The sequence below is a fragment of the Rhodococcus sp. AC861 genome, from assembly GCF_979256035.1.
The window spans coordinates 723,512-736,091 of record NZ_CEEDMW010000003.1 but is presented as its reverse complement, the minus strand read 5'-3'; the positions used below and the strand labels follow the sequence as shown (position 1 = coordinate 736,091).

At 66.0% G+C, this 12,580-nt stretch carries 20 protein-coding genes; 11 read left to right on the top strand and 9 right to left on the bottom strand.

Features of this window, described 5'->3' with window-relative positions; all coding sequences use genetic code 11:
• Positions 1-56: 56 nt before the first annotated feature.
• Positions 57-461 (bottom strand): Fur family transcriptional regulator, encoded by a 405-nt coding sequence (locus AC0IX4_RS12965; protein ID WP_042575680.1) that lies wholly within the window; start codon positions 459-461, stop codon positions 57-59.
• A gap of 159 nt (positions 462-620) precedes the next feature.
• Between AC0IX4_RS12965 and AC0IX4_RS12960 the strand changes: the two genes are divergently transcribed.
• The gene (locus AC0IX4_RS12960) at positions 621-971 is read left to right on the top strand and encodes a nitroreductase/quinone reductase family protein (protein WP_471829216.1); all 351 of its coding nucleotides are present in this window, start codon (positions 621-623) and stop codon (positions 969-971) included.
• A gap of 14 nt (positions 972-985) precedes the next feature.
• Here AC0IX4_RS12960 and AC0IX4_RS12955 read toward each other — a convergent pair whose 3' ends face one another.
• Positions 986-1,153, bottom strand: coding sequence for a helix-hairpin-helix domain-containing protein (locus AC0IX4_RS12955; protein WP_231568751.1), 168 nt, complete (start codon positions 1,151-1,153; stop codon positions 986-988).
• Between the two features lie 29 nt (positions 1,154-1,182).
• Positions 1,183-1,803: an FKBP-type peptidyl-prolyl cis-trans isomerase gene (locus tag AC0IX4_RS12950; RefSeq protein ID WP_471829215.1), complete on the bottom strand. Its 621-nt coding sequence runs from the start codon at positions 1,801-1,803 to the stop codon at positions 1,183-1,185.
• Positions 1,804-1,943: 140 nt separating this feature from the next.
• Between AC0IX4_RS12950 and AC0IX4_RS12945 the strand changes: the two genes are divergently transcribed.
• A complete protein-coding gene (locus AC0IX4_RS12945; protein WP_056074901.1) occupies positions 1,944-2,507 on the top strand; it encodes a dihydrofolate reductase family protein in 564 nt (187 codons plus the stop codon).
• Positions 2,508-2,522: 15 nt separating this feature from the next.
• Positions 2,523-2,798 (top strand): YrhK family protein, encoded by a 276-nt coding sequence (locus AC0IX4_RS12940; RefSeq protein ID WP_056074899.1) that lies wholly within the window; start codon positions 2,523-2,525, stop codon positions 2,796-2,798.
• 109 nt (positions 2,799-2,907) lie between these two features.
• Here the strand turns inward: AC0IX4_RS12940 and AC0IX4_RS12935 are convergent, their stop codons facing one another.
• Complete coding sequence (locus tag AC0IX4_RS12935) at positions 2,908-3,366, bottom strand: VOC family protein (RefSeq protein ID WP_056074897.1); 459 nt, start codon at positions 3,364-3,366, stop codon at positions 2,908-2,910.
• A gap of 165 nt (positions 3,367-3,531) precedes the next feature.
• Between AC0IX4_RS12935 and AC0IX4_RS12930 the strand changes: the two genes are divergently transcribed.
• The 3 genes from AC0IX4_RS12930 to AC0IX4_RS12920 are packed head-to-tail and all read left to right on the top strand — an operon-like array spanning position 3,532 to position 4,507.
• Positions 3,532-3,780 (top strand): hypothetical protein, encoded by a 249-nt coding sequence (locus AC0IX4_RS12930; RefSeq protein WP_471829214.1) that lies wholly within the window; start codon positions 3,532-3,534, stop codon positions 3,778-3,780.
• A 32-nt stretch (positions 3,781-3,812) separates the two neighbouring features.
• Positions 3,813-4,217 carry a VOC family protein gene (locus AC0IX4_RS12925; protein WP_471829213.1) on the top strand — a complete coding sequence of 135 codons (405 nt, stop codon included), beginning with the start codon at positions 3,813-3,815 and terminating at the stop codon, positions 4,215-4,217.
• On the top strand, positions 4,214-4,507 hold the full coding sequence (locus AC0IX4_RS12920; RefSeq protein ID WP_471829212.1) for a winged helix-turn-helix transcriptional regulator: 294 nt from the start codon (positions 4,214-4,216) through the stop codon (positions 4,505-4,507). Before AC0IX4_RS12925 ends, AC0IX4_RS12920 begins: the two co-directional genes overlap by 4 nt.
• Before the next feature lie 270 nt (positions 4,508-4,777).
• Here AC0IX4_RS12920 and AC0IX4_RS12915 read toward each other — a convergent pair whose 3' ends face one another.
• From AC0IX4_RS12915 to AC0IX4_RS12900, 4 genes are read right to left on the bottom strand one after another with little or no spacing between them, the layout of a single operon-like run.
• Positions 4,778-4,912 carry a hypothetical protein gene (locus AC0IX4_RS12915; protein WP_471829210.1) on the bottom strand — a complete coding sequence of 45 codons (135 nt, stop codon included), beginning with the start codon at positions 4,910-4,912 and terminating at the stop codon, positions 4,778-4,780.
• A 50-nt stretch (positions 4,913-4,962) separates the two neighbouring features.
• A complete protein-coding gene (locus AC0IX4_RS12910) occupies positions 4,963-5,376 on the bottom strand; it encodes a VOC family protein (protein WP_056074891.1) in 414 nt (137 codons plus the stop codon).
• 10 nt (positions 5,377-5,386) lie between these two features.
• Complete coding sequence (locus AC0IX4_RS12905) at positions 5,387-5,824, bottom strand: helix-turn-helix transcriptional regulator (RefSeq protein ID WP_056074889.1); 438 nt, start codon at positions 5,822-5,824, stop codon at positions 5,387-5,389.
• A 10-nt stretch (positions 5,825-5,834) separates the two neighbouring features.
• Positions 5,835-6,416 (bottom strand): TetR/AcrR family transcriptional regulator, encoded by a 582-nt coding sequence (locus AC0IX4_RS12900; protein ID WP_471829207.1) that lies wholly within the window; start codon positions 6,414-6,416, stop codon positions 5,835-5,837.
• A gap of 115 nt (positions 6,417-6,531) precedes the next feature.
• On the opposite strand from AC0IX4_RS12900, the gene AC0IX4_RS12895 reads away from it, so the two are divergent.
• The 4 genes from AC0IX4_RS12895 (at position 6,532) to AC0IX4_RS12880 (ending at position 11,683) form a co-directional block, all read left to right on the top strand.
• Positions 6,532-7,920 carry a cytochrome P450 gene (locus AC0IX4_RS12895; protein ID WP_471829206.1) on the top strand — a complete coding sequence of 463 codons (1,389 nt, stop codon included), beginning with the start codon at positions 6,532-6,534 and terminating at the stop codon, positions 7,918-7,920.
• Between the two features lie 46 nt (positions 7,921-7,966).
• Positions 7,967-9,247, top strand: coding sequence for a lipase family protein (locus AC0IX4_RS12890; RefSeq protein WP_471829204.1), 1,281 nt, complete (start codon positions 7,967-7,969; stop codon positions 9,245-9,247).
• A gap of 118 nt (positions 9,248-9,365) precedes the next feature.
• The gene (locus AC0IX4_RS12885; RefSeq protein WP_042575692.1) at positions 9,366-10,811 is read left to right on the top strand and encodes an aldehyde dehydrogenase family protein; all 1,446 of its coding nucleotides are present in this window, start codon (positions 9,366-9,368) and stop codon (positions 10,809-10,811) included.
• A complete protein-coding gene (locus AC0IX4_RS12880; protein WP_471829203.1) occupies positions 10,808-11,683 on the top strand; it encodes an oxygenase MpaB family protein in 876 nt (291 codons plus the stop codon). The genes AC0IX4_RS12885 and AC0IX4_RS12880 overlap by 4 nt, the downstream gene beginning before the upstream one ends.
• Positions 11,684-11,696: 13 nt before the next feature.
• Here AC0IX4_RS12880 and AC0IX4_RS12875 read toward each other — a convergent pair whose 3' ends face one another.
• Positions 11,697-12,059 (bottom strand): hypothetical protein, encoded by a 363-nt coding sequence (locus AC0IX4_RS12875; protein ID WP_471829202.1) that lies wholly within the window; start codon positions 12,057-12,059, stop codon positions 11,697-11,699.
• Between the two features lie 161 nt (positions 12,060-12,220).
• On the opposite strand from AC0IX4_RS12875, the gene AC0IX4_RS12870 reads away from it, so the two are divergent.
• Positions 12,221-12,565, top strand: coding sequence for an RNA polymerase-binding protein RbpA (locus tag AC0IX4_RS12870; RefSeq protein WP_042575694.1), 345 nt, complete (start codon positions 12,221-12,223; stop codon positions 12,563-12,565).
• The last annotated feature ends 15 nt before the right edge of the window (positions 12,566-12,580 follow it).

Genomic DNA, 12,580 nt, shown 5'->3' with positions numbered 1-12,580 from the left:
GTTTCCCTCCAAGAGAAGATGAATGAACTGATCTCGGGCGCCTTCGCGCTACGGGATCAGGGGCTGACGCTGGTGGAGCAGTTCTCGCACACGCCCCAGTAGATGACCTCGGCTTCGTCGACGACGAAACCATGGGCCTCCGACGGAGTGAGGCACGGAGCCTCGCCGACGGCGCATTCCACATCGGCGATGGTGCCGCACGCGCGGCACACGACATGGTGGTGATTGTCGCCGATTCTGCTCTCGTACCGCGACACCGAACCGGACGGCTGGATACGCCGGACCAGTCCCGCAGAGGTGAGGGCATGGAGCACGTCGTACACGGCCTGGCGGGACACGTCGGGCAGGGTGGCCCGAACGGCTCCGTAGACCGTGTCGGTATCGGCGTGCGGGTGTTCGTGCACCGCGTCGAGCACCGCCAGACGAGGGCGGGTGACTCGGAGCGCGGCACCACGCAGCATCTCCGGGTAGTTCGACGATGGGCTCACGTCGACCAGTATGCACGACTTATCTGGAATGAGTCAGGAAACGGGGCGCGAACACCGGCCGAACGGCGTGTCGTGGTGCCCTGGCACAGGCATGATGCGAGGCGACATCCATCGCTCGCAGGGGGACCGAAGATGACCGCATTCCAGACCGTCGCCAACGCCGCCAACACGATCGTCAGGCCCCTGATGGGCCTGCCGGTGCTCTCGTCCGTCCTCGGCCGCGGGCTCGCCACGCTCACCTACGTGGGCCGACGCTCGGGCAAGACAATCTCGTTGCCGGTGTCGTATCGGAAGTCGGGATCGACGGTCACGGTGATGGTCGCCGCACCGAGCCAGAAGTCGTGGTGGCGCAACTTCCACCCGGACGGCGCTCCGGTCACCGTGGACATCGCCGGCAGAAAGCATCAGGGAACGGCAGTGGCGACGGTTTCCGAGACGGGTGGGGTGCGGGTCACCATCGACCTCGCGACGACGTCGTCGTGACTGCACAGGAACCGTCACGTCGGTTGGCCGCGTGCGCCTTCCAGTTTCCTGATCGCCGCGGGACCCACCCCGTGAAGTGCTCGCAACTCGGCAAGATCCGTCGGCAGGTCGCTCACCGTGCAATAGCCCGCGTCGATCAAAGCGCCCACCGCCGGCCGACCGATGCGGACACCGTCGAACACGGGACCACGGTCGACCGGGTGGACTTCCATCAGCTGACGCCGAGAACCTTGATCGCGAAGATCAGCGAATCGCCGGCCTCGATGCCGGCGCGCGGCTGACCGTTGGGGTAGCCGTCTGCGGAGGTCACCGCGACGCCGATCGTGGATCCCACGGTCTGGCCGGCGATGGCCTTCTGGAAACCGGCCACGACACCGTCGAGGGGGAATTCGACGGGGGCGCCGCGCTCGTAGCTGCTGTCGAAGGTGGATCCGTCGCGTCCGTTCACGCCCATGTAGCAGACGGAGACGGTGGCATCCGCCGCGATGACAGGGCCGTCGCCGGCCTGCAGCGTCTTCACCTGCGTCTCGGCCACACCGAACGGGGCCTGCACGGTGACCAGGGGAGCGGCGTCGTCGGTGGATCCGGTCACCGCGATGCTGCCGGTGTCCCCGTCGAGCGTCCACTCGGCGGCAGCACCCGACTCGGGCGCCGCGGTGGGGCACGACTCCGCAGCGGCGGTCGACGATGATCCGGAGCCGGACGACGCGGTGGTCGAGGTGCCGGCAGACGTCGTGTCCGCATCGGAACTGCATCCGGACAGAACCAGGACGAGAGACGCGGACGAGGCCAGCAGGACACCGAGAGTGCGAGAAGAGTTCACGCACGACACGCTACAGCCGTCCGACTACTCGACCGCCCGGGCGAGTGCAGCGGTGACCGGGTCGAGCGATGACTTTCCCGAGGTCCATAGGTCATTGTGTTCGTGGGGCCGAACGGCGTCCACGGAGACCAACCGGAAGGAGTTCACCGATGCGCACACTGATCGTCACCGCGTTCGTCTCGCTCGACGGCGTGATGGAGGCGCCCGGTGGAGAGGCCGGCTACCGCAACGCGGGCTGGACCTTCAACGATGTCGAGTTCGACGCGGCTGCGTACGAGATCAAGGGTCGTGAGCAAGGGGAGTCCACCGCACTGTTGCTCGGTCGACGGTCGTACGAGGCATTCGCGCCTGTGTGGCCGACGATGGAGGACTTCGCCGGGTACAACGCGATGCCGCGGTACGTGGTCTCGACGACCCTCGACGGGGACGACTCGCGCTGGCCCGCAACGGTTTTGCGGTCGGTCGACGACGTGGCCGCGTTGAAGGAGGCCGACGGCGGACCGATCATCGTGCACGGGAGCGCAACCCTGGGACGGGCATTGGCCGATGCCGGGTTGGTCGATCGGTACCACCTGCTGGTGTTTCCGTTGCTGCTCGGTGCAGGCAAGCGCCTGTTCAGCGACGCGGACAAGGATGCGACACTGCTGACACTGGTCGAGCACGAGGTCTACGGCAACGGGATACAGAAGCAGGTCTTCGATGTACGCAACTGATCGGTGGGGACACGGATGAGCAATCCGATCACGGTGACGATCGGCCGTGAAGAACTGATCATCAGACAACGGTGGGAAGTCGTCAGCATCATCAACGACATCCTGGTCGCCGTGTGGTTCATCGCCGGCAGCGTTCTGTTCTTCCATGAATCGACCACCACGGCGGGAACGTGGCTGTTCCTGATCGGCAGCATCGAACTGTTGATCCGGCCGGTCATTCGACTCGCACGTCGGGTGCACCTGACTCGCCTGCACGCGCCGGCCGACGACAGTGACGGCGGGGAGTACTGATCCACGACCGAATTGCCATAACCTGACATAATGTCGATTATCGGCAGTTATTGACGATGCCGATCAGCTCCATCGGACGTCGCCCTTCCTGCGCAACCCGGCCTCGTCGTCACTGCGGCGGCTCCATGAATTCGATGGTCTCGCCATCCGGGCCCACTGCGTACACGACTCGGGTGCCCACCTTGGTGCCGCCGGCGATCGGTTGTGGAGTTCCCTGCGCCCTCCATCCGAACTCCGCGATACGCGTCAGGACCGCATCGATGTTGTCGACCTCGAAAGCCAGATGTGCGAAACCCGGATCGTAGGGTCGAGACGACCCCCGCTGTCCCTGCACGTTGCGATATTCCAGCAGCTCGATCGTCTGACCCGCAGCGGAAACCACCGCCATCCGGACTGCGGCCCCGTGCGCTCCGGTGACCTCTCCGAGAAAATCTCCACCCATCTCACCGATGCGTTCGAGGGTCGCTCCGAGACCGTCGATCCAGAACCGAAGGGCGTCATCGAGCACACCGACGGAGAATCCGACATGGTCGGAGCGGTGTAGTCGAAACGACGTCGTATCAGCCATGGAACCAATTGTCGCCCACAGCGATTGTGCCGATAGCGCCGGGCGCGCTGGGATTCGAACCACTTGTTCCGTGACACCCGCCCCGGAGAACGTCGAGGCTGCATATCGTTCCGAAGCTCTGACGGAGGTCACCTGGGCATCCCGCAGTGGTCGTCCTTGGCGTCGATGCTTCACGACATTCGAAGTGCTGTCGTCTCGGGCGAGCCGATCGGCGACTGGCATCCGGTTCTGGCCGATGGAACTCTCGACTGGGACGTCCGGGGGCCGGCGACGGCAGTCAAAGGCGTCGACAGTTCGCACAACGGTCTCCCGTCCGCTTTTCGAGCGCAACGGGACGTCGGCAACGTCTGGCGCGCTTCTGTCGTCGATCCGGGTCCTATGCCGTACGGCACCGTCCGCAACACCAGGCCTTGACGGCGCACTTGCATTTTGCAAGTGTATCCCTCATGAGCCTTTTCATCACCTGTCCGGTCGAGAGCGTCGAGCGCGCGACTACCTTCTACCGATCCCTCGGTTGGACTCTGAACGAGCAGATGTCGGATGACAACGTGTCGTGCTTCTCGATCGCCCCGGAGCAGTACGTCATGCTCGGCAGCCGCGAGATGTACGCGAGCGTCGGCGGCGCCGAGGACCTTGTCGGGGATTCTCGTACCCCGTCGAAGATCACGGTGTCGTTCGATCTCGGCAGCCACGAAGCGGTCGACGAGCTCGTCGAGCGTGCCCGTGCCGCCGGTGGGAGGATCGGCGATACCGACGATTACCCCTTCATGTATCAGCGGCAGTTCGACGACCTCGACGGTTACCACTACTCACCGTTCTGGATGAAGCCGGACGCCGATTCGGCGGGATGAGCGATCTCGCTCGGGCCCTCGACGTCGTCGGAGCGCGATGGGCGTTGCTGATCGTGGAGCGTCTACTCGACGGGCCGCAGCGTTACGGCGATCTCCAGCGCGATCTCGGAGTGCCGACCAACATGCTGGCGACCCGACTCCGTGAGCTGCAGGAAGCCGGCGTTCTGACTCGACTCCCCCTGCGCCACAACACTCGGGCGTACGCGCTGACCGATCGTGGACTTGCCTTGCGCGACGCGATCGTCGCACTCGGACTCTGGGGCGAGGAGAACTCCGGAAAGCTGGAATGAGCGAGCGCATCGTCCCCGTTACAGTCCGCACAACCCGCTACCTGCAACGGTCCCGGCAACGTGCATCGGCTGCAACCGTTGCAGGTTGCCGGAACCGTTGCGGGAACGTCGAAACTGCTCCGCTTCCAGCAATGCTCTCCGTTTACAACCGGAGCAGGTTGCAGAAACCGGAGGACGTGGGTCGATCGTGTGCTCCGCGTGTTCTACACCTTCGCCGTGCCGCACTTCGAGGACGTTGTCTACCGGTTCGACTGATGCGTGACCGCGCGCCTAACGAGCCGGGTCGCCGATACCGCTGTCGTCGTCACCCTCGGCCTGGTCGGGCTGGTGGGTCGTGGATTCGAGCATGTCGGGATCTGCGTCCGGGTCGTAATCGTCGGCCTGCTTGTCGGACGGGGTACTCATCACCATGTCGCACAGGTACCCGAGGGTCGCGCGGTGAAACCGGAGAGCGACTACTGCTGCCGTTGCTGGATGCGGATCAGGTTGCCGGCGGGGTCACGCACTGCGCAGTCCCGGATGCCGTACGGCTGATCGATGGGCTCCTGCACGATGTCCGCGTCGGCGGCCTGCAGCGCGTCGAAGGTCTTCTCGAGGTCGTCGCTGGCCAGCAGGATTCCGCCGTACGTGCCCTTGGCCATCATCTCGGTGATGACGCGGCGCTCGTCCTCCGTGATCGCCGGATCGACGGCGGGCGGGGTGAGGACGATGGCGGTGTCCGGTTGTCCGGGAGGGCCGACGGTGAGCCAGCGCAGATTTTCGTAGCCGACGTCGAGTCGCACCTCGAAGCCGAGCAGGTCCCGGTAGAAGGTCAGCGCCGCTTCCGGGTCGTCCTGGGGAAGGAAGCTGGATGCAATGGAGAGTGTCATGGCGACGACCCTAGAGAGCCTTGTGGCCGCTCGCTTCTCGATTCCTGATCGGTCGGGTGACCACCTTCTCGATGCAGGAGGGCGCCCCGGCTTCGGTGGCGCGGTTCTGCTGCCGGTACGCACTCGGTGGTGATCCGACCAGCTCGGTGAAACGAGTGCTGAAGGTACCCAGCGACGAGCATCCGACGGCGAAGCAGATGTCGGTCACCGACAGATCGCTCCCGCGCAGGAGCGCCATCGCACGCTCGATGCGTCTCGTCATCAGGTAGGAGTACGGCGATTCGCCGTAGGCGGCGCGGAACTGTCTGCTGAGGTGGCCGGCGGACATGTGTGCGCCCTCCGCGAGCGCCTCCACGTTCAATGGCTGTGCGTAGTCGCGGTCCATACGATCGCGCACGCGGCGTAGTCGTCGGAGGTCCTCGAGCCGCTGCGCATCGGACGTGGTCATGAAATCTCGATCACTCGGGAGCGTGGAGGAGACCGTGGAGCGCGCGCATGCAGAGCGCGTGCACATCCTCCGCCGAGATCGAACGACGGTCCACCCAGTCGACGCACACTGCGCGGACGAACGCTACCCATCCCCGCACGGCCGCCCTGGTCACCTCGTCCGCACCGCCTTCGGGACCGAGTGCAGCGAGGATGCGCTCCTGCTGGATCTCGAGCTCCGCTGTCAGGGTGGCTTGTATCTCGACGTCACCGGACATGGTTCCGCGGTTGAGGGCTCGCAGCCCGTGCGCATGGTCGGCGGAGTAGCGGATGTAAGCGGTGAGGCCCGCCGCGACCTGCTCGTCGACGGGAAGTGTGGTGTCCGGCGCGGTCAACTCGACCATGCGCGCAGATTCGAGCCGGATGATGTCGGCGAAGAAGTCACGCTTGGAGTCGAAGTAGTGGTACATCAGACCGCGCGAGACGCCGGCGAGGTCCGCGACTTCCTCGATCCACACCTCGTCGTACGGCCGTTCGGCAAACAGACGTGACCCGATCTCGAGCAGCTGGTGGCGGCGCTGATCGGGCGAGAGGCGCTTACGAGGGGTGGTCATGACGTGGTTCATCCTACGGGAGTGAGGGTGATACTTGACACGCGTTCAGTAGCGCGTAGCGTGCCTTGTTGCATGCCGGTTCAGTAAGCCGGGTCCTCTGCCGAAAGGTCCGACCGTGGCCACCACGATCCCGTCCGTAACCCCCGCGCTCCCCCACCCTCGTCGACGCCTTCCCCTGCTCGGCGATGTGCTCGGAGTGCACGCGACGACACCGGTGCAGGATTCCGTGGCACTCGCACGAGAACTCGGTCCCATCTTCGAACGCGTCGTGCTCGGACGTCGCTTCGTGATCGTGTCCGGCGCTGACCTCGTGGAGGAGATGAGCGACGAGACGCGCTTCGTCAAACACGTGGCGCCCGCGGTGGCGGGTCTGCGGTCGATCGGCGGGGACGGGCTGTTCACGGCGTATTCGCACGAGCCGAACTGGCGTAAGGCCCACGATCTGCTCCGACCGGCGTTCACGCAGTCGGCCATGCGCAGCTATCACGACATCATGCTCGACGTGGCAGGACAACTGGTGTCGCACTGGTCTTCTCGTGACCGAGTCGACGTCTCGTCGGACATGACGAAACTGACACTCGAGACCATCGGACGCACCGGTTTCAGTTACAGCTTCGACTCCTTCACGCGCGCCGAGACGCACCCGTTCGTGCGTGCGATGGTCCGTACTCTCCAGCACAACCAGCGGCGCGCACTCCTCCCTGTTCCCGGCAGTGATCTGTTGTTCCGGAGGAGGAATCGTCGCAACGACGAGGACAAAGCCTTCATGGCCGACCTTCTCGACGACATCGTGCGGGCACGCCGTGACGGTGAGACTCACGGGGACGGCGATCTGCTCGACATCATGTTGCAGGCGGCGCGGGACGGTGATCCGAACGCTCTGGACGAGGTCAACATCCGGCACCAGATAATCACCTTCCTCATCGCCGGCCACGAGACGACGTCGGGCTCGTTGTCCTTCGCGCTGTACTACCTCTCACGGAACCCCGAGCTGTGGGCGCAGGCCCGCGCGGAGGTCGACGAGGTCTGGGGATCGAGCGCCCCGTCGTTCGAGCAGGTCGGCAAGCTCCGTTTCGTGCGTCGGGTGCTCGACGAGGGGTTGCGTCTGTGGCCGACCGCGCCCGGGTACGCCCGCGAAGCCAGGACCGACACGACGGTGGGAGGTCGCCGAATGGCCGCCGGCGACTGGGCGCTGGTGCTGATCCCCGGGTTGCATCGCGACCCGGTGTGGGGCGCCGATCCGGAGAAGTTCGATCCCGACCGTTTCCTGTCGGCCAACGTCAGGGCGCGCCCCCCGCACGCCTACAAGCCGTTCGGAACGGGCGAGCGCGCCTGCATCGGCCGGCAGTTCGCGATCCACGAGTCGTTGATCGTCCTCGGCACGATCCTGCAGACGTTCGACGTGGCGCCCGATCCGGACTACGAGCTCGTCATCGAGGAGCGACTGACCCTCATGCCGAAGGGCTTCGAGCTGTTCTTGACACATCGGGCCGGAACTGTCTAGTTTCAGGACGCCTGCCGGGGGGTCCGTGCGGTGGAGAGGGTCCTTCATGAAGTTGTCCCGTCGGTTCGTGGTGCTGACCGTCGCCGCCGCGCTGGTCGGAGTCGGCGCGGCACCCGCGTATGCCTCTCCCGCGGACGATTTCTACACCCCACCGACCACGCTCACGAGCGCTCCCGGCACCGTGATCAAGACGGAGCCGATGCCGCTCTATCTCGCGGCGCCCGGCGCCGGTGGGTCGTATCCGGCTGTGGCACAACGCGTCATGTACACCTCGCGAACCGAGAACGACGAGCCCGTCGCCGTCACCGGGACGTACATCGACACCGCCGTGCCGTGGCGCGGCTCCGGTCCGCGGCCCACCGTCGTGGTGGCACCGGGCACCGTCGGGCAAGGCGATCAGTGCGCGCCCTCGCGAGCGTTCCCTCTCGCACTGAACCTCACGACGGATCCGCTGTCGCTGTCCGCGAACCAGGAGCTCGTGTCCTCGACCCTGTGGGGGTCGATGGGCGCGCGGGTGTTCGTCACCGATTACATCGGACTCGGAACTCCCGGCGTGCACACCTACGTCAACCGTCCTGAGCAGGCGCACGCGGTGTTGGACGGTGCCCGCGCGGCCACTGCGCTGGCCGGTGACCCGGACTCCCCCATCGGGCTCTGGGGATACTCGCAAGGCGGCGGTGCCACGGCAGCCGCGGCCGAGTCCGCTGCGTCCTACGCACCGGACCTGAACATCAAGGGAACCTGGGCGGGCGCACCCACCGCCGATCTCCTCGACGTGTTGAACCGGGTGGACGGCACGTTGATCGGCGGGGTCATCGGGTACGCCCTCAACGGAGTTCTCGAACGCAACCCGTCGCTGCGCTCACGGGTCGAGGAGCGTGTGTCCGACTACGGCAAGGCGGTTCTGAGCGACCTCTCCACCGAGTGCATCGCCGACACGATCCTGAAGTACCCGTTCCTGCGCACCGAGACGCTGACGAAGGACGGGCTGTCGATGTCCGAGAACCTGCGGTCCATTCCCGAGGCAGGGCCCATCTTCGACAAGCTGCGCACCGGCGCACTGACACCGTCGGCCCCGGTCTTGATCACCAGCGGCGTCAACGACGACACGGTGCCGTACGGACAGGCTCGGGACCTGGCGAACGAGTGGTGCGGGCAGGGTGCGTCGGTGACGTTCCGATCGAATCCGTTGCCGCCGATTCTTCCGGGGGCGGTGTTGCCCAACCACTTCGGGCCTCAGATCATCGACGGCTACGGCGGCGAGGCTGCGGCGTACCTGATGGACAGGTTCGCCGACGTCCCCACCGCCGGGTGCAGCATCGACTGATCGGTCCGGTCGGCGCGACGGAGTCACCGACCACGGTCGGCTCGGTCATTGTTACGGACGCCGAAGAGTCATAGTGTCACCGATCACAGTGGTACACCCACGCGATCGAGGGATATAGATGACCATCCAGCACTCTCCGGACCGCACGACCGAGACATCGCCCGACGGGGAGGTGACAGCCGCCGTCGCCCGTGCCCGCGATGCGTTCCAGTGGTGGGGTCGGTTGGACTACGCGGACCGCAAGGGCTGGTTGCTCGAGTTCCGATCGACGATCGCGCGGACCTCCGCTTCTCTCATCGACACGATGCGGGAGGAGACGGGCAAACCGAAGGACGACGCCCTCCTCGAGGTGATGCTCGCGGTCGAACACCTGACATGGGCGGCCAAGAACGCGCGCCGTGTGCTGCGGGAGCGATCGGTGTATCCGGGTGTCGTCAGCATCAATCATGCTGCGTCCGTGCGCTATCAGCCGATGGGTGTCGTCGGTGTCATCGGCCCGTGGAACTACCCGGTCTACACGCCGATGGGCTCGATCGCGTACTCCATGGCCGCCGGCAACACGGTGGTGTTCAAGCCCAGCGAGCTGACTCCCCGCACCGGACTCTGGCTTGCCGACGCGTGGGCGTCGCTCGCGGCACCGCACCAGGTGCTGCAGACGGTGACCGGTGACGGCCGAGTCGGCGAGGCGCTGTGTCGATCCGGCGTGGACAAGCTCGCGTTCACCGGGTCGACGGCGACGGCCAAGAAGGTGATGGCGGTGTGCGCGGAGACGTTGACACCGATCGTCGTCGAAGGTGGCGGCAAGGACGCGCTCATCGTCGACGCGACCGCCGACATCGAGGCGGCGGCCACCTTCGCGGCGTTCGGCGCCATGGGCAATGCGGGGCAGACCTGCGCGGGTGTCGAGCGCATCTACGTCGTCGACGAGGTGGCCGACAAGTTCATGGCGGCCCTCACCTCCCGTGTCCGCGGACTACGGGTCGGCGACGCGGACGACTCGCAGTACGGCCGCATGACGTTGCCGAAGCAGGTGGACATCGTGCGCGATCAGGTCGAGGACGCTCTCGCACGCGGCGGCCGCGCGGTGGTGGGCGGAATCGACTCGATCAGGGCACCGTTCGTCGACCCGATCGTGCTGGTCGACGTTCCCGAGGACAGTTCGGCCGTCGCCGAGGAAACGTTCGGCCCGACCGTGGTGGTGAACCGGATCCGCGACCTGGACGAAGGAATCGAGAAGGCCAACGCCTCGAAGTACGGCCTCGGCGCCTCCGTGTTCACGGCGTCGGCAGCAGCGGCAGAGCGCGCGGCGGACCGATTGCGGGTCGGTGTCGTCACCGTCAACTCCGTCCTGGGCTTCGCCGCCGTGGGAGCACTTCCGTTCGGCGGTGTCGGCGACTCCGGGTTCGGTCGCATCCACGGCGCCGACGGACTCCGCGAATTCTCACGGGTCAAGTCGGTCACGAAGCAACGTTTCGCAGCCCCGCTCGGCCTGGTGACCATGACGCGCAAGAAGCGCGATGTCACAGTCGCTCGATTGCTGCTGACGAAGGTCTACGGCCGATGACCACGGTCCTCCCGCGGCCCCGGCGGGGGCGCGGCGGGTGGGCGCAGGTGATCGACGAGCTGGATCCGGTGCGCGATGCCCCCACCATCGTGAAGATCACCGCCGGGTGTGAATTCCCGTGGGACTACCAGCGATCGCTCGAGTTCGCCCTGTTCCGCACGTACTGCGTTCCCACGATCTCGAACCTGCTCCGGCGGACCGGCGAGTTCGAGAAGCGCCCGCAGAAACGGTACGACGACACGGCGCTCCTGATGGGCGAACTCGTGGAGCACGGGTACGACTCGGAACGCGGACGTGCGTCGCTCCGCACGGTCAACCGCATGCACGCGCGCTACGACATCTCGAACGACGACATGCTGTACGTGCTGTCGACGTTCGCGTTCGATCCCCTCGACTGGATCGACCGGTACGGCTGGCGCCGACTGCGTCCGAACGAGCGCCGCGCCGGAGTCGAGTTCTACCGCCAGGTGGGCATCCGTATGGGTATCCGGGACATCCCGACATCCGACGAGGAGTTCCACGCGTTCAAGCTCCGGTACGAACGGGAGCAGTTCCTCTTCTCAGACGACAACCGTGCGGTCGGCGAGTACACCCGTGACCTTCTCGCATCGTGGTACCCGAGGCCGCTGGGGCCGGTGGTCCGCACCGCCGTCCATTCGATGATCGACGCCGACATGACGGCAGCGTTCGGATTCCCGCCGGCACGACCCGCCGTCACGTCGACACTCCGCGCGGCATTGCAGATGCGCTCCGGACTGGTGCGGGTACTACCGAAGCGGACCGTCTCGCGGTCCGGGCGAGATCCTCGTAATCGCACCTATCCCGGGTATCCGGACGGGTACCACCCCACCGAACTGGGGGTACAGGCCTAGTCGGCCTGGAGGGTCATCGCAGTCGCTCGGCGTCCTTGGCCAAGGTCACGAGCTGTTCGCACAGTTCCGCCAGCTCCTCGGCGTTCGCGCCTTCGGCCACGGCGGTAGCCACGTCCTCGGCGGCGCAGCGGACCCCGAACGCCCGGTCCGCGGCGGCGACGACCTCGTCGTTGCTGAGGACCATCGCGTCCGCCGGGATCGTCGTGTCCTTGACGGATTCGCGCTGTTCGTAGGCTCGCTGTCGGCAGGACCGTCGGCAGTAGCGACGTCGCCGACCGAGGGCGACCTCGGCGACGGGGCGGCCACACCAGACGCAGGTCCCGGGTCGGCGCGAGCGTGCAGATCCGTCTCGTATCGCACTGTCGGTGACCGCCACGGTGGTGACGATACCGACAGCGCCGGACGGGGTAGAATAGGCCGTTCGTGTGCGGGAACGTTTCACCCGCGTCGTGCGTTGATGCTCTTCGTAGCGTGTTGTTCGTCGAGCTCGGTGCACGCTGACACGCATACGTTCCACGATCGAGAGAGGACTCCACCATGGCAGATCGCGTATTACGAGGTAGTCGACTCGGAGCGGTGAGCTACGAGACCGATCGCGACCACGATCTCGCACCCCGTCGGATGGCCAAGTACCGCACCGACAACGGCGAGGTGTTCGAGGTTCCCTTCGCCGACGATGCGGAACTGCCCGGAACCTGGTTGTGCCGCAACGGCATGGAGGGTGCTCTGCTCGAGGGCACCGCACCCGAGGCCAAGAAGGTCAAGCCTCCGCGTACCCACTGGGACATGCTGCTCGAGCGTCGTTCGGTCGAGGAGCTCGAAGAGCTGCTCAAGGAGCGGATGGATCTGCTCAAGGCGAAGCGCCGCGGCGCCGGCGTCTGACAGACCCGCTACGCC